18 protein-coding genes, 2 tRNA genes, 1 pseudogene and 1 riboswitch are annotated in these 24377 nt (G+C 37.8%); of the genes and pseudogenes, 3 read left to right on the forward strand and 18 right to left on the reverse strand.

The window, feature by feature from the left end; translation table 11 throughout:
- Positions 1-15: 15 nt before the first annotated feature.
- The 10 genes and pseudogenes from trpS to GA0061074_RS07780 all read right to left on the reverse strand — a co-directional run bounded on the left by trpS (position 16) and on the right by GA0061074_RS07780 (position 13640).
- Positions 16-1035, reverse strand: a complete 1020-nt coding sequence (gene trpS, locus GA0061074_RS07735) for a tryptophan--tRNA ligase (protein ID WP_092463489.1) — start codon at positions 1033-1035, stop codon at positions 16-18.
- 110 nt (positions 1036-1145) lie between these two features.
- A pseudogene (helD, locus tag GA0061074_RS07740) lies at positions 1146-3434 on the reverse strand (RNA polymerase recycling motor HelD).
- An 81-nt stretch (positions 3435-3515) separates the two neighbouring features.
- Positions 3516-3878, reverse strand: coding sequence for a type II toxin-antitoxin system PemK/MazF family toxin (locus GA0061074_RS07745; protein ID WP_092463491.1), 363 nt, complete (start codon positions 3876-3878; stop codon positions 3516-3518).
- Between the two features lie 10 nt (positions 3879-3888).
- Complete coding sequence (gene alr, locus GA0061074_RS07750; RefSeq protein ID WP_092463493.1) at positions 3889-5406, reverse strand: alanine racemase; 1518 nt, start codon at positions 5404-5406, stop codon at positions 3889-3891.
- A 144-nt stretch (positions 5407-5550) separates the two neighbouring features.
- Positions 5551-7095: a degradosome RNA helicase CshA gene (gene cshA, locus GA0061074_RS07755; RefSeq protein WP_092463495.1), complete on the reverse strand. Its 1545-nt coding sequence runs from the start codon at positions 7093-7095 to the stop codon at positions 5551-5553.
- A 272-nt stretch (positions 7096-7367) separates the two neighbouring features.
- Complete coding sequence (locus GA0061074_RS07760) at positions 7368-8630, reverse strand: UDP-N-acetylglucosamine 1-carboxyvinyltransferase (protein ID WP_092463497.1); 1263 nt, start codon at positions 8628-8630, stop codon at positions 7368-7370.
- Positions 8631-8936: 306 nt separating this feature from the next.
- The gene (locus tag GA0061074_RS07765; RefSeq protein WP_092463499.1) at positions 8937-10547 is read right to left on the reverse strand and encodes a CTP synthase; all 1611 of its coding nucleotides are present in this window, start codon (positions 10545-10547) and stop codon (positions 8937-8939) included.
- 191 nt (positions 10548-10738) lie between these two features.
- Positions 10739-11335 carry a DNA-directed RNA polymerase subunit delta gene (rpoE, locus tag GA0061074_RS07770; protein ID WP_092463501.1) on the reverse strand — a complete coding sequence of 199 codons (597 nt, stop codon included), beginning with the start codon at positions 11333-11335 and terminating at the stop codon, positions 10739-10741.
- A gap of 79 nt (positions 11336-11414) precedes the next feature.
- On the reverse strand, positions 11415-12251 hold the full coding sequence (gene yidA, locus GA0061074_RS07775; protein WP_092463503.1) for a sugar-phosphatase: 837 nt from the start codon (positions 12249-12251) through the stop codon (positions 11415-11417).
- 27 nt (positions 12252-12278) lie between these two features.
- Positions 12279-13640: an HD domain-containing protein gene (locus tag GA0061074_RS07780; protein WP_092463505.1), complete on the reverse strand. Its 1362-nt coding sequence runs from the start codon at positions 13638-13640 to the stop codon at positions 12279-12281.
- Positions 13641-13743: 103 nt separating this feature from the next.
- Between GA0061074_RS07780 and GA0061074_RS07785 the strand changes: the two genes are divergently transcribed.
- Positions 13744-14184 carry a YwiB family protein gene (locus GA0061074_RS07785; protein WP_092463507.1) on the forward strand — a complete coding sequence of 147 codons (441 nt, stop codon included), beginning with the start codon at positions 13744-13746 and terminating at the stop codon, positions 14182-14184.
- Between the two features lie 324 nt (positions 14185-14508).
- On the opposite strand, the gene GA0061074_RS07790 is transcribed toward GA0061074_RS07785, so the two are convergent.
- From GA0061074_RS07790 to yycF, 6 genes are all read right to left on the reverse strand, one after another.
- Positions 14509-15729: a S1C family serine protease gene (locus GA0061074_RS07790; RefSeq protein ID WP_092463509.1), complete on the reverse strand. Its 1221-nt coding sequence runs from the start codon at positions 15727-15729 to the stop codon at positions 14509-14511.
- A gap of 101 nt (positions 15730-15830) precedes the next feature.
- Entirely contained in the window at positions 15831-16631 is an 801-nt protein-coding gene (locus GA0061074_RS07795) for an MBL fold metallo-hydrolase (RefSeq protein ID WP_092463511.1), read from the reverse strand.
- A gap of 108 nt (positions 16632-16739) precedes the next feature.
- On the reverse strand, positions 16740-17558 hold the full coding sequence (locus GA0061074_RS07800; protein WP_092463513.1) for a two-component system regulatory protein YycI: 819 nt from the start codon (positions 17556-17558) through the stop codon (positions 16740-16742).
- Positions 17559-18878: a two-component system activity regulator YycH gene (gene yycH / locus GA0061074_RS07805; RefSeq protein ID WP_159426663.1), complete on the reverse strand. Its 1320-nt coding sequence runs from the start codon at positions 18876-18878 to the stop codon at positions 17559-17561.
- Positions 18865-20748: a cell wall metabolism sensor histidine kinase WalK gene (gene walK / locus GA0061074_RS07810; RefSeq protein WP_092463529.1), complete on the reverse strand. Its 1884-nt coding sequence runs from the start codon at positions 20746-20748 to the stop codon at positions 18865-18867. The genes yycH and walK overlap by 14 nt, the downstream gene beginning before the upstream one ends.
- 82 nt (positions 20749-20830) lie before the next feature.
- A complete protein-coding gene (gene yycF / locus GA0061074_RS07815) occupies positions 20831-21532 on the reverse strand; it encodes a response regulator YycF (RefSeq protein WP_092463517.1) in 702 nt (233 codons plus the stop codon).
- 320 nt (positions 21533-21852) lie between these two features.
- Between yycF and GA0061074_RS07820 the strand changes: the two genes are divergently transcribed.
- Positions 21853-21925, forward strand: a tRNA-Lys gene (locus GA0061074_RS07820).
- 53 nt (positions 21926-21978) lie between these two features.
- On the opposite strand, the gene GA0061074_RS07825 is transcribed toward GA0061074_RS07820, so the two are convergent.
- Together GA0061074_RS07825 and guaB are read right to left on the reverse strand one after the other, a co-directional pair.
- Positions 21979-22821 (reverse strand): IMP dehydrogenase, encoded by an 843-nt coding sequence (locus tag GA0061074_RS07825; protein ID WP_092463519.1) that lies wholly within the window; start codon positions 22819-22821, stop codon positions 21979-21981.
- Positions 22821-23972: an IMP dehydrogenase gene (gene guaB / locus GA0061074_RS07830; protein ID WP_092463521.1), complete on the reverse strand. Its 1152-nt coding sequence runs from the start codon at positions 23970-23972 to the stop codon at positions 22821-22823. Before guaB ends, GA0061074_RS07825 begins: the two co-directional genes overlap by 1 nt.
- A 77-nt stretch (positions 23973-24049) precedes the next feature.
- A riboswitch (purine riboswitch) is annotated at positions 24050-24151 on the reverse strand.
- A 137-nt stretch (positions 24152-24288) separates the two neighbouring features.
- On the opposite strand from guaB, the gene GA0061074_RS07835 reads away from it, so the two are divergent.
- Positions 24289-24361: transfer RNA gene (locus GA0061074_RS07835), tRNA-Lys, on the forward strand.
- The last annotated feature ends 16 nt before the right edge of the window (positions 24362-24377 follow it).

Genomic DNA, 24377 nt, shown 5'->3' on the forward strand with positions numbered 1-24377 from the left:
GGTACTAATTAATCATTAACCCCAATAATCAACACCCATAGCGTGGCGAACTTCTGCCATGGTTTGTTGTCCAATTACACGTGCTTTTTCAGAACCTTCTTTAACGATTTGCAAAACAGCATCACGATCTTCTGCATAGTGTGCACGACGTTCACGAATTGGTGCCAATTCTTTGTTCAATACTTCAAACAAATACTTTTTAATCTTCATATCACCCAAGCCACCTGCTTGATATTGTGCCTTAAGATCAGCAACTTGCGCTTTATCTTCATCGAAAATATCAAGGTAAGTGAACACCATATTGCCTTCAACATGACCGGGATCAGTTACACGCACATGGGTTGGATCAGTATACATTGACTTAACCTTTTCCCACAACGTATCCTCATCATCACTTAAGTAAATTGCATTATTCAATGACTTTGACATCTTAGCATTACCATCTAATCCAGGAATACGCCCTTGTCCTTTTGGTGGGAAGATACCTTCTGGTTCAACTAAAATGTCTGTATTGTAATAGCGATTAAACGTGCGTACTAACTCACGTGTTTGTTCCAACATTGGTTCTTGATCATCCCCAACTGGCACAACTTGTCCCTTAAATAAGGCAATATCAGCTGCTTGTGAAACAGGATAAATAAAGAATCCTGTCGGAATACTCTCACCAAAACCTTTTTGTTGAATTTCAGCCTTAACAGTTGGGTTACGTTGCACACGTGCAATTGAAACTAAATTAAGGAAATATTCCGTTAATTCAGATAATTCAGGTACTGCGGATTGTACAAAAATCGTTGTTTTCTTAGGATCAATTCCAACCGCTAAATAGTCCAAAACGACTTCTAATAGAGAGTTTTGAATTTTTTCAGGATTTCGTGCATTATCCGTAAATGCTTGCTTATCAGCAACCATAATGTATGGATCGTACAAACCAGAGTTTTGCATTGCGACACGGGTCTTCAAAGAACCAACGTAATGTCCAATATGCAATTTACCAGTTGGGCGATCACCAGTTAACAAAACTTTCTTTTCAGCCATATTTTTTCTTCTTTCCATGTGGTTTATACCACAAATTTAAATTCGTCAAAACCAATTGTAAAAGTTTTCTCATGTGATAACAAGCACTTAACCCATTATTGCTTTAATATTTATGGGGCTAGTGTTTTTTGAACTTGATTTATCAACGGAGACACCGGTCCAATGGTTACTAAATGTAATGCGTGCATTGCTCGCGATGCTAACGTATACAACAAACCAATAGCTTTATCATCCGGATAGTTATTTTGTGAAACGTCATAACCAATCACAGCATCAAATTCCAAACCCTTAGCTAAATATATCGGCATTACTAGGATATTAGCCGTACGTGTACGATCCATTGCATGTAGCAATTGTACTTTTTCTGGATAATCACGTAAAGCTTCCACTACTAATTCAGCTTGGTCAGCCGTTTTGGTTAAGATAGCTACTGTTTGGAATTCTTGACGCAATTGCTTAACCTCATCGTTTAGAACTTTATCAATTGTATCTACCTGCGCATTTCTGAGCGTAGGTTTTTCACCATGACGAGTAAAAGTTAAAATTTCATTTCCATCAGGCAAAAGTGCTTTAGCAAAATTCATGATTTCTTGAGTTGATCGGTAAGCTCGGTTCAATTTAATTAATGCAGGACGCTGTGCATCGAATCCTTGCGCATACTTATCTAGTAAAGCCTGTGGAGTTTCCACTTCTCTGAACAACGCCTGCTCAGAATCACCCAACACCGTAAATTTTGCATTTGGGAAAGCATGCTTCAAATACAACAATTGCGACATAGCATAATCCTGCATTTCATCAACAAAGACATATGACATCGCTTGATTCGTACCGCCACCCGTTAGGCCGTCTCGTAGGAATAATAAGGGGGCAACATCTTCCAAATCTATACGGTGATATTCTAATTGCATATCAAAGCGTCGCTGTTTAGCTTGCCACCATTCAGCTTGTTCATCAGTTAATTGTGCAGTCAAATACTGCAAAAATGAACGATATTGCTGATAAATATCTAAATAAAAATTGTTGTACAAAGCATCATCAATCACTTGCCAATGCTTAGTTAAATAACGCTTGGCAACTAATGAAATCACATCATCTTCATTTTCGGCCACCAAGGCTTCTTCAATATCGTCATCTCCAATTAAATCTTGGTATTCTTGATCAGTTAAATTATCAAGTTCTGCTAACACCCAATCTGCATCTTGCAAACTTTCAATACGATCTGTTAGTACTTGCATAAAGTGTTTTTGAACTTGACTTATACGCTCACGCATTGAATAACTACTTGGAATTGTTTCTAAATAATCCGCCAGTTCTTGTGCGCTAAAGAATACTTTATCTTCATAATAAATATCAACAAAATGCACATCATCAGCTGACAACTGTTTAATGTATTCATCGATTAACGCTACAACTCATTCACTTTCTAAAGTCTGACGCACTGAGTAACTTGCATGTCCGATAAATCGCTGTTCTTGTTCATAACGATCAAACAATGTCTGTACATCTAACCCCTGCAGACGAGCACTAAAAAATTCAGCTAACGTGACTTGACGCATATTACGTTCACCAAGTGATGGCAAAACATCTGCAATATAACTTGAAAACAGACGATTAGGTGAAAATAACACAATCTGGTCTGAATTTAATTCTTCTCGCGAATGGAAAAGCAAAAAAGCAATTCGTTGTAAAATTGCTGATGTCTTACCAGATCCAGCAACTCCCTGAACCACCAACAAATCACTTGTTGTATCACGAATAATTTGATTCTGTTCCTTTTGAATAGTAGCAACAATGTTACGCATCACATCATCATTTTGCTGACCCAGCGCATATTGCAACATTTCATCCCCAACCGTTTCATTCGTATCAAACATACTCGTAATTTGGCCGTCATTAATAACAAATTGTCGTTTTTTCTGTAAATCAACTACTTGCTCACCATTAGGAGTTGGATAACTAACTTTACCTAACGTCCCATTATAATAAATCCCACTAATCGGAGCACGCCAATCATAAATCAAAAAATCACCATTATCATCTTGCAAAGACGACAAACCAATATAAAGGGTTTCAGGCCAACTATCTTCAACAATGTCTACACGACCAAAATATGGATTATGCCGTAATAACTTTAAGGTATCGACAGTTTTTGCCATAATATTTTCGGTTTCAGTAACTCGCGCCACAATATTTCGCTGTTGCTGAATTTCGGCATTAGTTTCCATTGCATCATCCACTTCAGCCGTGTTAATTGATGTATTCGCAATATAATTGCTTTCAACTGCGCGTGTTTCTGAATGTGCTTTTTCAAAATATGTTTCAGCTTGAATTAGTTGTTGATCAATTTCTTGTCCAACCCGATTCAATCTTTGTTGTTCAAGCTCTTTTTCTTCAGACATAACATCCTCCTTTGCGCAGATATTATTAATAAAAACAGGCGGGTAAAACAAATATGCTTTATCCACCTATCCTACATTAAATTATACTAGTCCTAAACTTATAACCAACGCCTGATCTACTCTTACTAGCAACTCATCCGGTACCAAACCAATACGGTCTTGTAATCTTTTTTTATCAACCGTTCGAATTTGCTCTAATAAAATAACGGAATCGCGACCAATGCCAGACTCTGCTGCCTCTGCTGGTAATCCAACATGTGTTGGTAATTTTGGTTTAGCTATTTTTGCTGTAATCGGTGCAATAATCACGGTTGGTGAATGTTGATTTCCGACATTGTTTTGAATAATTACAACAGGGCGTTGACCACCCTGCTCTGATCCAACAACAGGTGATAAATCTGCAAAGAAAATATCACCACGTTTAATTTCATTTTTATTTGCCATACGTCTCTCTTTACTTCACTAGTTTTCGTGGTAAACGGGGCGCCAAACTGGTAGCTACTTCATACGGAATCGTACCTAAACGACTAGCTAACATTTCCAGCGTGATTTTTTCTTGACCGACCTGACCAATCAATGTCACAACAGTCCCAACTGGTAATGCTTCTGGTAAACGAACCATTAATTGATCCATTGCAATCCGACCAATAATTTCAACACGTCTGCCATCTGCTAACAATCCATACATGCCTTGCAATTGTCGTGCATACCCGTCTGCATAACCAATTGGCAATGTACCAATCCATTCAGTTTGATCAGTTGTATAAGTTGCTCCATATGATACAGATGTTCCTGCAGCTACTTCTTTAACATGTACCAACGATGCCTTTAAAGATAAAGCTGGAATCAGCTTATCAGTTGCTAACACGTCACCAGATGGATTAAAACCGTACATAGCAGCACCAACACGAACCGTATCCAAAGTTGGTTGCTCATGCCACAATGTTGTAGCTGAATTAGCCATATGATACCAAACATCAGATGGTAATTGTAAATTATCTACTAACTGATGCCAATTTTGTAATTGTTGTTGGTAATAAGTTGTATCCTTTTCATCTGCTGTTGCAAAGTGCATCCCAATACCTTTTAGTGATAATTGTTTATGTGCTGTAATTTTATCTACGACACGTACTAATTCATCTTCTTGGCGAATGCCAATACGTCCCATACCAGTGTCTACCCCAATTGATACCGGCAACTGTTGTGTTTTAGGCATATTATCAATCAATTCATCCAGCCAAGCTTCGCTAGTTACAACTGGAATTAATTGATATTTTACTAAGTCATCTGCATAAACCGCTGGCGTTACACCAAGAATAAAAATTGGTAAATCAACCCCAAATTCACGTAACCAAATCGCTTCATCGATTGTTGCCACACCAAATCCATCAACATTTGCTTGTTGAGCAGCCAATACAACTTGTGTTAAACCATGCCCATATGCATTAGCTTTTACAATCGCAATAAATCGTTTTACACCAGTTAAATGACGAATTGCGGTAATGTTATGCTGAATTGCACTTGCTGAAACTTCCACCCATGCTGGTCGTCGTGTACTAACAACTGCTTGGTCAGTTACGTCAAGTTGATTAAACCCTGTCAATGTTGTCTTATATGTTTCTAAAATAACAGAACTTTGAACCATATCACCTGTATGTGATATTGAAATATGTACATTAAATTCCCCCTGCTTAGGGTGTTTAACCATAATCGGCTGACCTGCTTCATTTGGCAAAACTTCGATATCCTGCCAATGTGCCTGTGAACCAATACCAGTCCCAATCGCCTTACTATAGGCTTCTTTAATTGAAAAACGACCAGCCAAAAACTCTTGCTGATGCTTCCCCTTGCGATTATTATATACAGCTCGTTCAGCCGGTGTCAGAATGACATCAACAAAGTTGGGCCGTCTTTGCACTACATTAACAACACGACTAATAACTTGTGCGTCAATTCCATGTCCCACAATCATACTAATTCCTCCCGAAAAATACTATTTCTATTATACCCTCTATATCAAAATACATTCGCTTATTTTTTATTCTAACATACACAAAAGCATCACAAAGATTCGAATAAATCCTTGTGATGCTTTTATAAATTTTTTACTTAATAATTAGTCGTTGTTCTTAATCACAAAGTTACGTGATTGACGGCGTGGTGCACCTGAACGGCCACGTTGTGAGCGATCACCTGAACCGTTTCGTGAACCACGATCGTATGAACGGCGTTCACGTTGGCCACGGTTACCACGGTAACCACCACCATTACCATGACGACGATCGCCATCACGACGGCCACGGTAACCACCACCGCGACGACCATTTCCACCATGCTTATGTGGTAATGGTCGCTCGTGTGATAGCTTAAACTCAGCATCCATGCTCTCAACATTAGCAGCAGCACCTAACAAGGCAGCAGCTAATTGACGAGCATCATACTTTTCAACTAATTGATCAACTAATTCTGAATCAGCCACATTAGAAGTTGTCTTAATGATTTCATCAACAGATGAAGCAGCAACACTCATACGACCAGCAAGAGCTTCTTCGTGTGTGTATGGCTTCAATGGTTGCATACGCTTCTTAGTTAACTTTTCAATATCCTTCAAGTAATCCATCTCAGCATTAGAAATGAAAGTTACTGAAGTACCATGAGCACCGGCACGACCTGTACGTCCAATACGGTGAACATATGATTCTGAATCTTGTGGAATATCAAAATTATAAACGTAGTCAACACCAGAAACGTCTAATCCACGAGCAGCAACATCAGTTGCAACCAAAATACGGATTTCACCATTCTTGAATTGCTTCAAAACTTGTGTACGCTTTTGTTGTGTCAAGTCACCGTGAATTCCGGCAGCGTTAAAGCCACGCAATTCCAAACCACGTGTCAATTCATCAACACGACGCTTTGTACGACCGAACATAATTGCCAACTTTGGTTGTTGTACATCCAAAATGCGAGTTAACACATCGAACTTCTCAAAATCACGTACACGTACGTAATATTGATCAACCAAGTCAGTTGTCAATTCCTTAGCAGCAATTTGAATGTGCTCAGGATTTGTCATGAATTGCACACCAATACGCTTGATAGCTGCAGGCATTGTAGCTGAGAACAACAATGTTTGACGCTCATCAGGAACAGCCTTCAAGATTGATTCGATATCTTCTAAGAATCCCATGTTCAACATTTCATCAGCTTCATCCAAAACTAATGTCTTAACATGTGATAGATTAATCGTACCACGACGAATGTGGTCAATTAAACGACCAGGTGTTCCAACAACAATGTGGGCACCATGGTTTAATCCATTGATTTGGCGACGAATGTCAGCACCACCGAACACGGCTTGTACACGAACATGCTTATCACGTCCAAGTTTGAATAATTCTTCTTGGGTTTGGATAGCTAGTTCACGAGTTGGTGAAACAACCAAAGCTTGTACATCTTTATTATCATTGTCAATCATTTCTAGGATTGGCAATCCAAATGCAGCTGTCTTACCGGTTCCTGTTTGGGCTTGACCAATAACGTCTTTACCAGCCATCGTCAATGGAATTGTTTTTTCCTGGATTGGCGTAGCCTCTACATAGCCATGCTTTTCAATGGCTGTCAAAAGGTCTTGTGTAAGACCTAACTCTGAAAACTTCAAAATTTTTCCTCCAGTAACGACTGTCGCAACAATCGTTCTCTAATGTCTTGAACTTATCAACATAAAAACAGACTAGACACAATCCGGCGTCCATAATGCGTCTGTTTTTAGTAATCGTCCGCTTATTTTTGTAACTTATCTAGTTTATCCTTATAATCGGCAATTAGCAACCATTAATAGTGATTTTCTTAACTAATTGTCCAAAAAAAATGTAAAAGTCAAAATGTGTCCGCTTTCATGACCTTTGACTTTTACATTTTAATTTTTAATAATTATTCTTCAGCAATTTCAATATCAGCGTTCAACATTGTTAATTTGTGAACGATATGATCATAGCCACGCAATACGTGCTCAGCATTAATAACTTCGGTTACACCATCAGCCATTAATCCAGCAGAAACTAGAGCTGCACCAGCACGAATTTCGGCCGCAGAGACACGCGCACCATGAAAATCGCTGCACTGAGCAACTACCATTTTACCGCGCTCTGGATTTGAAACTGCCATACCCAACTTTTGTAATTCAGGAATATGACGTGTACGCTCTGGATAAATCGTCTCATGAATCACACTCTCACCTTGTGCTAAAGTCAACAATGGTGTCAATGGTTGTTGTAAATCAGTTGCAAATCCTGGGAATGGTGCCGTTTTAATCTTGATAGGTTGTAAGTCAACTGACTTAGGAACATAAATACTATCCTCACGCACATCAAGCTTTACACCCATTTCAAGCAACTTAGCTGTAAATGATTCCAAATGTTCCGGTATAACATTTTTCACCAAAATACCATCACCTTGCGCCGCAGCCAAAGCAAGATATGTTCCCGCTTCAATTCGATCAGGAATAATCGTATGGGTATTTTTAGACTCTAAATGTTCAACCCCAGTAATACGAATAACATCAGTTCCCGCACCACGAATTTGAGCACCCATATTATTCAAAAATGTTGCCAAATCAATAATTTCGGGCTCACGAGCAGCATTTTCTAAAATAGTGGTTCCTTCAGCATGAACAGCTGCCATAATGATATTCATTGTAGCCCCGACCGAAACAACATCCAAAAAGATACGAGCCGCTTTCAAACCATTTTCAGCGTTAATATACACCGTATCATTCTCTTCATGTACAGTGGCTCCCAAAGCTTCAAAACCTTTAATATGTTGGTCAATTGGACGTGGACCAATATTATCACCACCTGGGAATGTAACTGTGGCACGACCAAAGCGTCCCAACAAGGATCCCATAAAATAATAAGATGCACGCAAAGACTTGATGGCTGTTGATGGTAACTCTGACTCAACAATTTCAGTCGGATCAATCATCAATTCGCCACCTTTAAACGTTGATTTAACGTTCATTGAGCTTAAAATAGCTTGCAAATTGTAAACATCTAAAATATCAGGCACACTGTCGAATTTAACCGGTGTCTCAGCCAAAATAGCTGCTGGAATTAACGCGACAGTTGAATTTTTAGCCCCCCCAATGGTTACTTCGCCACTGAGCCGCCGTCCACCATGGATAATCAACTTCTTCATTTTATCAATCCTTTTAGAGTTAATACTCTATCATCCTTTAGTAAGGTCCATTCATTCAAAATTTTGTTATTTTAATTTGCTTGACTATCGCCAAACAACGCTTCTGCTATATCTTCACGATATAATATACTCAATCAATTTTACAGTAGTTACATTTAAATTACAACAACGTGTCGTTATTAAACATCTTTAAAATAAAATTAACTATTTAAAAATAACTATATACCCTATTATAACAACTGAACACTATAATAACCTAAAAAAAAGGACACAATTCGAAATTATGCCCTTTTTTACATTATTTAATTATTTTTCATGATGTGCCAAAGCTGCCTTAACAAAACCAGCATACAAAGGTTCTGGATGATTTGGACGTGAAGTAAATTCTGGATGGTATTGTGCTGCCACGAAGAAATCATTTGCTGGAATTTCAATAATTTCCATCAACGTTTCATCTGGTGAAGTTCCCACAAAGTCCATACCAGCATCTTCTAATTCTTGACGATAAGCCGTATTAAATTCATAACGATGACGGTGGCGAGCAGTAATCTCATCCTTATCACCATATAATTTCTTAGTTAGACTACCATCTTTTAGCTTAGCTGGATACAATCCCAAACGCATTGTTCCACCACGATCAGTGATTTCCTTTTGATCGTTCATCAAAGCAATAATTGGCGTATCTGTATTCTCATCTAATTCAATTGAGTTGGCATCAGCATGACCCAAAACATTACGTGCAAATTCAACTGTTGCCAATTGCATTCCCAAGCAAACGCCTAAGAATGGCACGTTATTTTCACGTGCGTATTGAATAGCTGCCATCTTTCCTTCAGTACCACGAGAACCAAAACCACCTGGAACCATGACACCATCGGCATCAGCAAGTATCTCAGCAACATTATCTGCATTAACCTTTTCTGAATTAATAGCTGTAATTTTTACATCAGCATCAACAGCGTAACCACCGGCACGAAGCGCTTCGTTAACTGAAATGTAAGCATCTTGTAAGTCAGCATACTTACCAACCAAAGTAATGTTAATTTCTTTCTTCAAGTAACGAATCTTATCAATCATTGCACGCCATTCGGTCAAATCAGCAGCTGGTGCTGTTAGACCCAAACGCTTCAAGATAACGTCATCCATTCCCTGCTTTTGCATGTTTAATACAACTTCATACAAAATATCAACATCTAATGATTCAATAACTGCTTCTGGCTTAACGTCAGTAAACAAAGCTAACTTATCACGCATACCTTGGCTAATAGGTTGTTCAGTACGAACAACTAGCATATCAGGTTGAATTCCTAATGAACGTAATTCAGCTACGGAATGTTGTGTTGGCTTAGTCTTCATTTCACCAGCAGCACGCAAGTAAGGAATCAATGACGTGTGAATATAAGCCACATTTTCAGGACCTACTTCACTCTTCATTTGACGTAAAGCTTCAATAAATGGCAATGATTCAATATCACCAACTGTTCCACCAACTTCAGTGATAACAATATCAGCATCCGTTGTTTCTGCCGCACGCATCATTTTTTCCTTCAAAGCGTTTGTAATATGTGGAATTACTTGAACAGTCGCACCATCATAATCACCACGACGCTCTTTTGCAAGAACTTCTGAATAAACACGTCCAGATGTTACATTTGAGTACTTGTTTAAATTAATATCAATAAAGCGCTCATAATGACCAAGATCCAAATCAGTTTCTAGACCATCTTCAGTAACAAATGTCTCACCGTGTTGATATGGTGACATGGTACCAGGGTCAATGTTAATGTATGGATCAAACTTCTGTACTGCAATTTTAAAGCCACGATTCTTCAACAAGCGTCCTAATGAAGCTGCAACGATACCTTTACCTAATGATGAAACCACACCACCGGTAACAAAGATGTATTTAGCCGTCATATAAATATATCCTCCGAGTTCTATGTCAATGCCAACAAAAAAATAAAAAAGCTCCCAATGCTAGGTAGCGTTGGGAGCATTAATCAACTTTGATTACGCCTTGTAAATTAATACAAGAGCCCGGAATTTAATAATACATTAAAGTTCTAGGACTGTCAAGAAATAATCAAAGTAACTTCTTAATCGATTAATTAATGTTCAATATCTCCTGAACCATAATCATCATCGACGTCTGTCTTGATACCACTAATTTCTTCGCCGATTCCACCAGCAACTTCATCATGACCGAAGTCATCGTCATCACTGTCATCGTCATCATCATCAGCAATATCATCATCGTCTGCTGCAGCTGCTTCATCTTCTGTATCAGCTACATCAAAATCATCATCTTCAGGATCATCATTATTGTAATCAATAACGTCATCATCATCGTCAGCATCTGCCAAGAAGGCGTTAATCTTCTTACGCTTCTTCTTCTTTGGCTTGCCTTCAACTTCTTCTTCTAGATCCAAATGAACGGCCTCATCAATTGAGTCGATTGGGTACCACGAACGCAATCCCCACATCGTATCACCCAATGAAATGAATGAACCGTCAATATTCAAATCAGTATAAAATTGTGATAAGCGCGCACGAATCTCTTCGTCCGACTTACCCGTGAATGATTGTACTTCATTCAACAAATCATTAAATCCCATGGTTTCATGACGGTCAGACAAAATTGCACGAGCAACTTCAATCATTGAAAGCTCATCTTTATTTTGGTCGTCAAATTGTGTTAATGCCAAATCACTGCACGTCCTTTCGCGGTCTTACTCAATGTCTAATATTACAATATTTCTAGCATTTCGGCAAATTTTTTTCATTTTAATTTGCTAACTCAGAAACATTTTTATTTAAAACCCACTTTTCAACGGCTAACCCAACACCATCTTCATTTTGTGAGGTCGTAATAAAATCAGCATTATCTTTAATTTCATCAACTGCATTGCCCATGGCAACACCTAATCCGGCTTGTTTAATCATCGTCAAATCATTATGTTGATCACCTAATGCCATCGTATTTGATATATCAATATCCAATTTATTTGCTAAAATTGCCAAGCCATTACCTTTTGTTGATTCTTTGTGCATGACTTCTAAGAAATTAGGCGTTGATTGCACAATATAATAATCATCTTTTAATTCTTGTGGCATGTTAGCAACTAATTGATCAATTTTATCAGTTTCATCAATAAACATGAATTTTACATAATGTTCATCCGTCGTCATTTCATCAACTTCTTTAATGTGTAACGGCATTTGAACCATGTTATTCTCACCATTAACATGGCGATTAATAATCTTATTAGCTGTAATAGCGTAATCTAATGACTCAATCTGAAAATATGAGTCATATTCATCAGCAATTGCCTTGAATTTTTTATAATCTGCCAGTGTTAATTCATGACCGCCCAGTTGTTCACCCGTCGTATTTTGAACAACACTACCATTATATGTAATTGCAAATTGATCTGTTGAATCATTTAAGCCTAGTTCAATAAGATAATCTTTAACACCTGATAATGGCCGTCCTGTCGCTAAAACTACTTTAGCCCCCTGCGCAGTTGCTTCCTGTAAAGCCTTTTTTACGCGTGGGGTTATTTCTTTATCCGAATTAACCAGCGTATCATCGATATCAATTGTAATTAATTTAATTCCCATTTTTTCAATACTCCCTATTTACATACTTTATTGTGGTTCGACTAAGGTTTCATTATGAACATACCGTTGAAAATCCAAATAAATTGGTGCCATAATGTCCTCCACGGCATGTTGTACTAACATTTCGCGTGGGAAGAAAAAGCGTGCATCTCCAAAAGCACGTCCCGTCAACGCTTCTACCAAGGCACTTTGTGTTGATAATTCTGTTAACGAACCGTCTAGCTGCATCAATTCAATTTGGGTTCGTGGCTTTTTTACCTTAGGATTATAGGCATCATACGGCAAATCAAAACTATCATTTTCAGCTGTGTAATAGCGCGTATCAAAACCAGCTGAATCGATTAATTGTTTGATTGTAGGCAACAAACGTCTTGTTTCTTCCGTAATCACAATTGATTTCAATGGCTTACGATCAATAAAGCGTGTCGCTAAATCTGCCAAAATAGGGTCATTAGCATGTCGCCAAGTACTAATGTCCGCCAACATCACTGCATCATCTAACATTAGATATTGTTGTAATGTTAAATTGCCTGCGAACAACGGTTGTAGTGTTGGTGAAATAAAATCTGCGCTCACTCGTGTATCTCGTTTACTTTCATCATAAACAAACTTTGCACGCTCCAACAAGTGTTGTAGCACAACCTCAAAAGAACGTGATACGGGATGGAAGTAAACCTGTACATACATTTGATAACGTGACACAACATAATCTTCGATAGCATAGGTACCTTTATCATCAAAGGCAATTCCACCACTATATGGTCGCATCACATGGATAATACGTGATAAATCAAATTGACCATATGTCGCCCCAGAATAATAAGCATCACGCAGTAAGTAATCCATGCGATCAGCATCAATTTGGCTAGAAATTAATTGCACAACCTGCGGATTTGGATAGGTTTTAGCAATGACACTAGCCACTTTTTCAGGAAAATCATCAGCGACCTTCACTAATACTTGATGAATTTCAGTGTCGGGTGACAAAATAATTGATTGTGTATAGGCTTCATGATCAGTATTAAAAATATGCTCGAAGGTATGTGAATATGGACCATGACCAACATCATGTAAAAGTGCTGCACACAACAACACTAAACGTTCATTGACATCCCATAATCCATCCCCTTCTTCTTTTGATGGATAAAATCGTTCTAAATGATTAGCAAAACGACGCGCAATTTCATATACACCTAAAGAATGTGAAAATCTAGAATGCTCAGCACCATGAAAAACGGCACTCGCAACACCCAATTGCTTAACACGACGAAGCCGCTGAAACTCTGACGTACTAATTAAATCAAGAATGACTTGATCCTGTACTCGTATTGAATTTAACACAGGATCCCTAAAAACCTTTTCTGAGCCTGTTTTAATAAATTGTGCCATGATATCCTTTCTAATTCTGTCAAATAATACCTAATTTATTATATTATACCTTATTGAACACTGTATAATGGACTGAAGTAATCATTAATTAAAGGAGTTTAACATGCAACCCACAAGAAAAAGTTGGACAACAACAATCACCCTCACCACAAAAATTACACAAGAAAATGAGCAGGAAGAATTTTCTTTTGAAGAGAGTGCACAAGTAACACTTATTAACAATACACTATACGTTCGTTACACAGAGCACCAGCAAAACTTTGAAACACCAGTCACGTTTAAAATATCACAGGTTGATGATATTTTGCTACATCGTCATAATGATTTTACCGATGTACAATTACATTTCATGCCAAACAAGATATTCCAAACACAGTACGTAACTTCACAAGGAAACATCCCCATAGCGGTCCGCACCGATGCACTGCTAAACGAAATTACTACTGATCATCCCTACGGTACTTTAAACATCACTTATTCATTACTGAACAACGATAGCGTTATTGGTACTTATACCTTAAACCTACTCATTTCAAAAAACTAAATTATAAAATAAAAGCCGTTTACAAAAATAGATTGACGCTTGTCAATTCTTTTGTAAACGGTTTTTAGTGTAAAAAAAAGACCATCGTGCAAGAGGGGGAACGCAACGATGGTCCGCCGCCGGCTACTATCGCAACCAGCGAAGGGGGGGATACATAGTTTGGGGAACTATGCAAATTTCATATACTTTGGGGAGTAATGAATTCCACTAACAAAAGTGAATACATATAATATATACAACTAAAGTTACAAAAAAGTTTCATATTTTTTTCGATTTAAACACAAAAAAAGGAAACACACAAAAAGTATGCTCCCTAACACTCTATTATTGCTCTTTATTTAAAGAACTGGTTGTTTTATCTAATTTGACAGTAACTGTTTTTTCTTGTCCCTTATGATAGTAAGTCATTTTAACGGAATCACCAACTTTATGCTTATAAAGCGCATCACGTAATTCACCAGAATCACTTACTTTAGTGTCCCCGATTTTCGTAATAACATCATATCGTGCCAAACCAGCATTGGCTGCAGGCGAATCCTTTTCTGCTTCAACGATGATAACACCATCAGAAACACTATCTGGTAAGTGCAAAACGTCTCTTTGATCGCTAGCAGAAACATTACTCAAATCTACCATTGATACTCCCAGTGCAGGTCGTTCAATCTTACCATTCTTCTCTAATTCATTAATAATATTAACGACGGTATTTGAAGGAATTGCGAATCCCATTCCTTCAACTGAAGTACCATCTTCAGACGATGCTAGCTTCATTGAGTTAATACCAACCACTTGGCCAGCTAAATTAACAAGTGGTCCACCAGAATTACCTGGATTAATCGCAGCATCCGTTTGCAAAACCGTTGCCTTACCAAGTGAATTTCCAGATTCATCAGTGGCATCAACTTGGCGCTTCGTTGCTGAAATAATTCCCTCTGTTACCGAGGTTGCATAGTCCGAACCTAATGGTGACCCAATCGCCAAGACTGATTGGCCAGCCTCAGTTTTGCCGGAATCCGCAAAATCAGCAACTTCAGTCACTTTATCAGCTTTAACCTTCAAAACAGCCAAATCAGTCTGTTCATCAGTCCCCACCAATTTTCCTGTTAACTTGGTTCCATCGCTCAACAACACTTGAATCGCATTAGAACCTGAAACAACGTGATTATTTGTCACAATATATGCTGTATTACCGTCCTTCTTATAAACAACTCCTGAACCCTCTGAAGCTGTTTGTAAACCTGAAGAATCACTACTACTATCACTTTGCGTTTGATCACCAAAATAGTTAGATTGTAAAGACTGCTGTTTTTGTAGATTAATAACAGAAACTACTGCACCAGAAACGTGCTTAAACGCTTTAGTTGCACTAGATTTCCCCTTTACATTACTTTGATTAACTTTAACTGTCTTTGCGTTTGAGGTTGTTACATTAGCTGTTTGGTTATCCTGTGTGAAGTGTACAACACCACCTGCTGCTACACCACCACCAATTAACCCAGCGACAACACTTGTGATAACAATTTTCATTCCCGAAGATAATTTCATATCTATGCCCCGTCTCTTATCCATTTAATCGTATCATTATCCCGACTTATATTACTTTTTACTTTAAGACGATTCCCTTTAAATCGCCTTAACATCCTACTTTATATCTGTATTAACCTAGTAGCAACTGCTGGATCTGTATCCAATAAATTGAAATCATGATCTACCCCAAAATCATGTTCTTCCAGTACTGATTGTACTGTCAAATGAGCTAATGGTTTTTGATTATTTTCTTGACTCAAATGACCCAGATAAACTTGTTTTGTTCGATTTCCCAATATTTGCGTTAATGCTAATGCACCATCTTCATTAGATAAATGACCTTGATCACCCAAAATTCGTTGTTTTAATGGCCAAGCATAACTACCCATTCGTAACATTTCATAATCATGGTTAGCTTCCATCAAAATAGCGTCAGCATTTTTCAGTGTACCAATAACGCGATCATTGACGTAACCCGTGTCCGTTAACATCGCAAACGTCTTATTATCATGGTGAAATGCATAAAACTGCGGATCAGCCGCATCATGTGAAACACTAAAACTTTCAATATCCAAATCACTCATCAATTTCGTTTGACCAGGTTCAAATAATTGAATTTGATCCGTATTTATTTTACCAATTTTTCCCGCCATGGCTTGCCATGTCTTCTGATTAGCATAAACATCCATGCCATATTTACGTGCTAACACGCCCACACCAGCAATATGATCACTATGTTCATGCGTCACAAATAACGCATCTACATCATTCAATGATCGTCCAATTTGTGACATTAAATTTGTTATTTTTTTACCTGATAAACCAGCATCAACTAACACTTTATGTTCAGGAGTTTCAATGTAGGTCACATTTCCTTTACTTCCAGATGCTAACATTGATACTTTAAAATCGTTCGACATTCTTAACTCCTTATCAAATAAAAAGCCGTTTATTTCAGTTATCCTGAAACAAGCGGCTCTTCATTTCTGATTCCACCACAAGTTACATTTTAACACGTTGTGAAATCTTTACTTCATAATTGCACCATTTATTGCATTAACCGTAACGGTCGTTGCTTTTTGGCCATTATTTTGTATAAAAAATTGCCAAACCGGTACAAAAATAATATCTTTATCTACTGTAGTCAGTTCCTGATACCCCATATGAGCAATTGTTACATGACTATTATTAGGTAAATCATTATATTGATATAACGAAATCAAAGCTTGCTCTTCGGAAATCAATTGCACATCATCTCTTAAATATTGTGTATGACTAATATAACGTTGTTCATATCCTTTTAATTCGTGTGTTGGTGTCACTTCAAAAGTAATTTGTGCTCGTCTCGTAATAAAGGGGCGTTGTTCTTTAGCAATTTTTTGTACGTACACATATAGCTTATTAGTAGACTTACTATCGGCCTGTGCCATCTTACTCAACTTCGTACTTAATTTGTACTTTTTCCCGTTAATAACTTGGTTATTTTTTTTAACAAAAACATTCAAAGCACTCACATTATTGCGACCATGTGCATTTAATTTAACTGGCTTAGGCATCGTTACCCTTAACGTATCACCCACCAGCGTCGTTTGCCAATCATGATCTAATTGTGCTCTTTCACTTGCTAAAACATTCCTACCACTTTTACCAGCTACATACGAACCCGTTGTTCGTTTTTTTGATAGCGAATTATAAGTGATACCGTCGTCATGCATTTCATCTATAATTTGCTCTTCGGTTGTCCGACCATCATGAAACGGATATTGTCGTAACCATTGGGCTCCTAAGAAAATATCCAAAGATATAAAAACAATCAAGAAGGCAGTTAAGACTTTTTTAAAATCCATTTATTGCCCCCTTTCTTCAGCAACACGGCTGTTAACCGAACGCCAAACATTTGCTTGTTCAAAATACCATGTTGGTCGCAACGTCACAATTTGATTTTTAGGGTTAAGTTCCCATTTATATCCTAATGAAATGTTTTGAATATCACGTTTATCAATACCAACAGTTGATAGCTTAGCAACCACATCATCCAATGCCGGCAAAGTTACCGTTTTCTTTTTATCAGTTGGCAACGGCACGCGTAGCGAATACTGCGACAAGATAATCTTTTCATGATGATTAGGCTGCTGTTTAACTTGAATCGTTCCATTATCGGTTTGATTAAATACCGGTAATCCGTTTACAAATAAGCGATATGTTAACGATTTTGCATGATTAGTTTCCTCAAAGTAATATAAGTCATCCGTCAATTGATGCAAATCAACTAACCACTGATAACCTTGACGCTGACGCTGACTTGTATTTTCAACATGCTGATTCATGCCATAAGCATCATAATTAATAATTCCTGTTGTCAAATTACGCGTCATACGTTGGTTATTACCGTTAGTATAAGTTAATATTTCTTGATTATGATTAATTGTCCGTTCACCACTATCAGGGAATATTTTCAGTAATTGTGACATCGCATCATCACGATCTAACAAATAACTATGACTTTGTAACTGCACTGGTTTTGTTGGGGCCGTCATAACATGTTTACCAACCCAACGGTAATCTACTGGTACAGCATTATTGCCACGTTTAACTTGTTTAACCGTCTGCACAATTTCCGCACCCTGATAATTATAAATTTTATGGTGTGCATCATTATATAACACAATATCCGTACCATTTTGCGGTAATCGCACATGATCAATCATGACATTATTAGCAATTTTAATGTTTTTGCCAAAAATACTCTTAATAACACTTCCCGACACAGAATCTGGAAAGCTCATCACAATCATGTTTTTCTTTTCTAAAGATTGTAAATACGCATTTTTCGAAACAGTTTTGTCGCCTTTATACTGTAGATGCCAATTTTTAACACGAGAAATTAATCGCGACGAGACAGCCTGATAATCCAGAACGCTTAAACGCTCTGATTTAGCATTAAAAGTTAACTGCGAAATGCTATAAATATTTGCTAAATTTTTCCCAACAGCTTCATCTTGTTGCACTGCGGTTGCTTGCCTTTTTCTGGTAACATGACCCGGTGTTTGCCATAATTGCACCGACAAAAACACACTAATTAAAATAGCGATAATCAATGCGACAATCAGGCCATATCGTTGTCGAAAATAACTTAGGCGAATACGCCATTGCCTATCCTTCTTCATCCCATTCACCATCATCCCATTCATCATCTAATTCGTTATACGGCTCATATGGTAGGGCAACAAAGAACGTTGAACCACGGCCTTCTGTTGATTCAGCCCACACACGGCCACCAAAACGTTCGATAATTTCTTTGGAAATTGCTAATCCTAATCCAGTACCACCTTGCGCACGTGATCGTGCTTTATCAACACGGAAGAACCGATCAAAGATTTGTACCACATCTTTTTGAGGAATTCCCAAACCTTGATCAGTAATACTTAGTACCACTTCTGTTTTATGATCTTCTAAACGAGCAGTAATCACACCACCATCCGGTGAGTACTTAATTGCATTATTCATGATATTATCAAGAACCTGCGTCAACTTAGACGTGTCCACGTCAACCCAAATTTGCAAATTTGGAATAATACGCTTAATTGTATAGTACTTTTCAGGTTTATCATCATTGGCAATAATCATATCAAAACGATCCAAAATATAGTTAAATAAACTAGCGATATTAATGAACTCGTTATCAATTTTCATAGTACCAGAGTCCATTCGTGAAAGTTCTAGTAAATCATTAATCATATGGATCATACGAGTTGTTTCATCTTGTGCAACACCCAAGAAACTATGTGCTACTTCAGGATCATCCAAAGCACCATCCTGCAATGCATCAACATACGATTTAACTGATGTCAGCGGTGTTCGTAGCTCGTGTGAAACGTTTGAAACGAACTGACGACGTTCGCGTTCAGTACGTTGTTGTTCCGTAACATCATGCAACACAATAACTAGCCCTGAAATAAATCCCGATGAACGCTCAATTAAGCTAAAATAAGCGCGAATCATTAATTGATGCTCATTTGTACTAAAATCCAATAATAATTCATGACGATTATCTAGCAAATCCCGTAAACTATACTGATCAGCAATTCGCAACACATCTAATATTGAACGGCCGGCTGCGTCATGATTATCCGTTAACCCAGTCATTTTTAATGCCGCAATATTAATAATGTTAATATTTCCACGACGATCAGTCGCAATAACACCATCAGTCATGTACTCCAATACTGAATCCAAACGGCGACGCTCAAAGTCCATTGAATTAGTCGTTTCTTCAATGCGCTCAGCCAGCATGTTAACATTTTGCGCTAATTCTCCAATTTCATCATTCGTATGTACATTAATACCACCTGAATAATCACCTTGCGCAATTTTATTAGTACGTGCACTAATCTCAGCAATTGGTCGTGTAATACTACGTGAAATAAATATCGCCATAACGATCCCTAGTATGATAGCAAAGACCATTGAAGCAAAATAAATGAATGAAATTTTTGCCAAGTTATCATAAACTGCTTCGACACTGGCTCGAACGACAACAACACCAACGACGTTACTTTCGCCATCAACCGTATTCGTTAATGACTTAACAACTAATTGGTAACGTGAATTATCCTGAGTCACAATAACATTTTTCTTATATTTACCACCAGCGATTGCCGCCTTGACATTAGCATCAGTTGTCTTTTGTCCAACTTTATCTTGATTATTAACATCGCTAGTTCCTCGCAAAATGCCAACTGTATCATAAACTTGAATTTCTGAAATAGACGCATTATTGGTAGAATTTAAAATTGTATGTATATTCTGATTCACATTGTTTTGATTATTACTAGATAACTGTTGTGTTAATGAATCATCTACATATGCAGGCAACGAAATTTGATTACGAAACGTCGACAAACTTTGTTGTTCTAATTGGCGCACAAAAAATGCACCAACTAATTCTAAAGTTACAATCAGTGTTAACGTAAATACCAATGCAATTTTAAAATGAATCGACGCAAAAAAGCGACGCCACTTATGCACACTTTGCATATCTTTATCTACTACCTTTCTTAATTGAAAAAAGGCCAGTCCCATGCCATATGGCAAGGCACTAGCCTTTTTATTTAACACACTATTCTTCCGAAGCCTTTAGGTAGTAACCTACACCACGACGTGTCATCAAAATTTGTGGATGACTAGGTGTTTCTTCAATCTTTTCACGAATTCGACGTACCGTCACATCAACAGTTCGCACATCACCAAAATAATCATAACCCCACACAGTTTGTAACAAATCATCACGTGTCATAACCTGACCGATATGCTTTGATAGGTGGTGTAACAATTCAAATTCACGGTGCGTCAATTCAATGTCCTGACCATTCTTAGAAACCATGTAAGCTTCTGGATGAATCGTCAAAGGTCCAATTTTAATATCACCACTGTCATCAACTTGTCCTTGACCTGTCGATGCCGATTGGCGACGTAAATTAGCCTTAATACGTGCTAATAATTCACGATTTGAAAATGGCTTTGTAACATAATCATCCGCACCCATTTCCAAGCCTAATACTTTATCTATTTCTGAATCTTTAGCAGTCACCATAATGACTGGTGTCTGAGAAGTTGTACGAATTTGACGCAACACTTCAGTTCCTTCAACCTCGGGTAACATTTGGTCTAATAAAACCAAATCTGGCTCTTCACTTTCAAACAAGTCCAAAGCTTCACGGCCGTCCATTGCAACTGCAACTTCATACCCCTCTTTAGTCAAATTAAATTTTATAATATCTGAAATCGGTTTTTCATCATCTACAACCAATATTTTGCTCATTATCATTCCTCCCAATGGTGGGTCTCTGATTTTCATTATATCATGAGAGACAATTTTACCAAAATAAAACTTCACAAATAATGTAGTCATGTGTATTATACTTTACTAACTAACTTTTGCTCGTTTATTAACCCAAAATATTTTATTGTTAATATAACACAACTAAAGGGTCGTGAAATATGAACAATAATTTAAATAAAATTTACTAATTATGTTGATAATATCACTTCTTATCTAAAATAAGCCAATTTTTTCTTGCATTACTTATATGTACGTGATATATTTATAGACGTTGTTAAAAAACAACTATTAATTTTTTTGGACAAGTAGCTCAGTTGGTAGAGCAACGGACTCTTAATCCGTGGGTCCAGGGTTCGAGCCCCTGCTTGTCCATCATATAAAAAAATGACCGTCAAATCTTTGACGGTCATTTTTTGTATTTAAAATTATCGTTGATGATAATTTGGCGCATTTTTGGTTAATTCAACGTCATGTGGATGACTCTCAGTTAGCCCTGCCGCTGTAATTTGTACAAATTGTGCTTGACGACGCAATGTTGGCACATCACCAGATCCGGTGTACCCCATTCCTGAACGTAAGCCACCACTAATTTGGAAGATGTTATCAGCAATAACATCTGTAATTATATCTTCATCAACCATAACAGCTACAGCACCAGCTGCTAAAGCTTTGACAACATCACCAGAATACTTTACATCTGATCCTAAAATAACGTTACCATCATACTTTGCGGCTAACTCGGCAAAAGCCATCACCGTTGTCACAGGTGCAGTTAGAGGCGTGTTATCAACATTAGCAACAACAATTGTATCAACTCCCGCCACCAAAGCCTGCTCAGCAACTGCTAAATCAGTAGTTGGTCCAACCCATAATGGCAATGACTCATTTGCTGATTTAATAGCTTTAATATTCTGAACCAATTCATCATTGACTACTAATTGCAAAATATCTACGCCAGCTTGAACTAATTCACCAGCGTCTGAAACGTTTTCGACTACAGCCCCGGCTAGATTTTCATTACCTGCTGCCTTAATTTCTGCTACATTCTCAGCACTTGCTAATGATGATGGCAAAATGGCTAACGTACCCTCGTGAGCAAATTCAATCGCACGGCTTACAGTCGTATAATTTGCTGACCCAATAACTGGAATAGACAACGTTACTTGGTCGGCAATCTGTGTTGTAATATCAATTGTATTGGGTAACACATCTGATGCACTAGGTACCAATAAAACTTCATCTAATCCCAATCCATTTTGACTAACCATTATGCTAATGCCTCCTTTGCTGTTGCAATACGCTCATTTTGTGTAACTTTTGCATAATCTGCCGTCGGTGTCACACTGACTAATTGACCTTCATTCGCTGCTTGTGTAATTGAATTAAAACCAGCTTGCCCAAGATCTTTATTTACGGTTGCCATCATAGGTTCGATAACATCCAACAATTCACCCTTATAAGCTGTTCGACCTTCAATTCCTTCAGGAACCATCTTATTAGCCTCGTTAACTTCACCTTGGAAGTAACGATCCTTCGAACCATTTTCCATGGCAGCAATTGACCCCATTCCGCGGTAAGACTTATAACGTTGTCCGGTTTCTTCATCAGTAATCACAGCACCTGGCGTTTCAAATGTACCTGCTAATACTGATCCCAACATGATTGCATTTCCACCAGCAAGAATAGCTTTACTCATATCAGAAGCTGTTTTAATACCACCATCAGCAATAATTGCCTTATTATATTCACGAGCAGCTTCTTGGGCAGCGACAATTGCTGAAACTTGCGGAACCCCAACACCGGCTACAACACGAGTTGTACAAATTGAACCTGGTCCAATTCCAACCTTAGCAACATCTGCACCGGCATCGTACAAGGCCTTTGCACCGGCTTTAGTTGCAATATTTCCTGCAATAATATTAATATTCGGGAAGGCATCGCGCACTTCACGAATCTTACGTAACACACCTTCTGAGTGACCATGTGCCGAATCCAATACAATTGCATCTGCGCCAGCTGCCACCAAAGCTGCCACACGATCAATTGTATCTGAAGTAACACCAACAGCACCTGCCACTAGTAATTTTCCATCAGCATCAACTGCTGCATTAGGATTTAACTTAAAATCAACATGAGTGTCTTTTACAGCTTTAACTTCAGCAGCTTGATCCTTAATCAACATATTCTTGTGAATAACACCTAAACCACCAAAATTAGCTAAAGCAATAGCCATCGTTGATTCAGTTACTGTATCCATAGCGGCTGATAAAACCGGTTCATTCAACTTCAAAGTTGGCGTTAATATAGTCTGCATCGATACTTCATCTTGTTTATTGTCCACCTTGTCAATTGGCAACGCCACATCTTGAAACGTCAACCCCATTGGTACAAATTTATTTGCAACACTATAATTAGCCATGATTCCTCCATTTTTTTGTATAAAAAAAGCATTAGTAGAATAGTATAGAATCCTACAAATGCCCATCAATGTGTTTGATTTTTTGAACATTTGTGGATTGTCGCCTATATTGGGTAGGCGGTAGAAACTTGTTAGCCCATTCATCTAACGATTAAATCTACAAAATATTTAAATATTTATTTATCAATTGATTTTACACGGCTTTAAAAAAATTGCAAGCACTAATTTTTAAGCTATTTTTACAATAAAAGCTTGCATAGCGTTCTTTTATATGGTATATTAATATCTGTTGTTGCGAGACAACCTATACTTTATTGGACAAGTAGCTCAGTTGGTAGAGCAACGGACTCTTAATCCGTGGGTCCAGGGTTCGAGCCCCTGCTTGTCCATTGATAAAAATGTTAT

The sequence above is a fragment of the Weissella bombi genome, assembly GCF_900094835.1.
Classification (GTDB): Bacteria; Bacillota; Bacilli; order Lactobacillales; family Lactobacillaceae; genus Weissella; species Weissella bombi.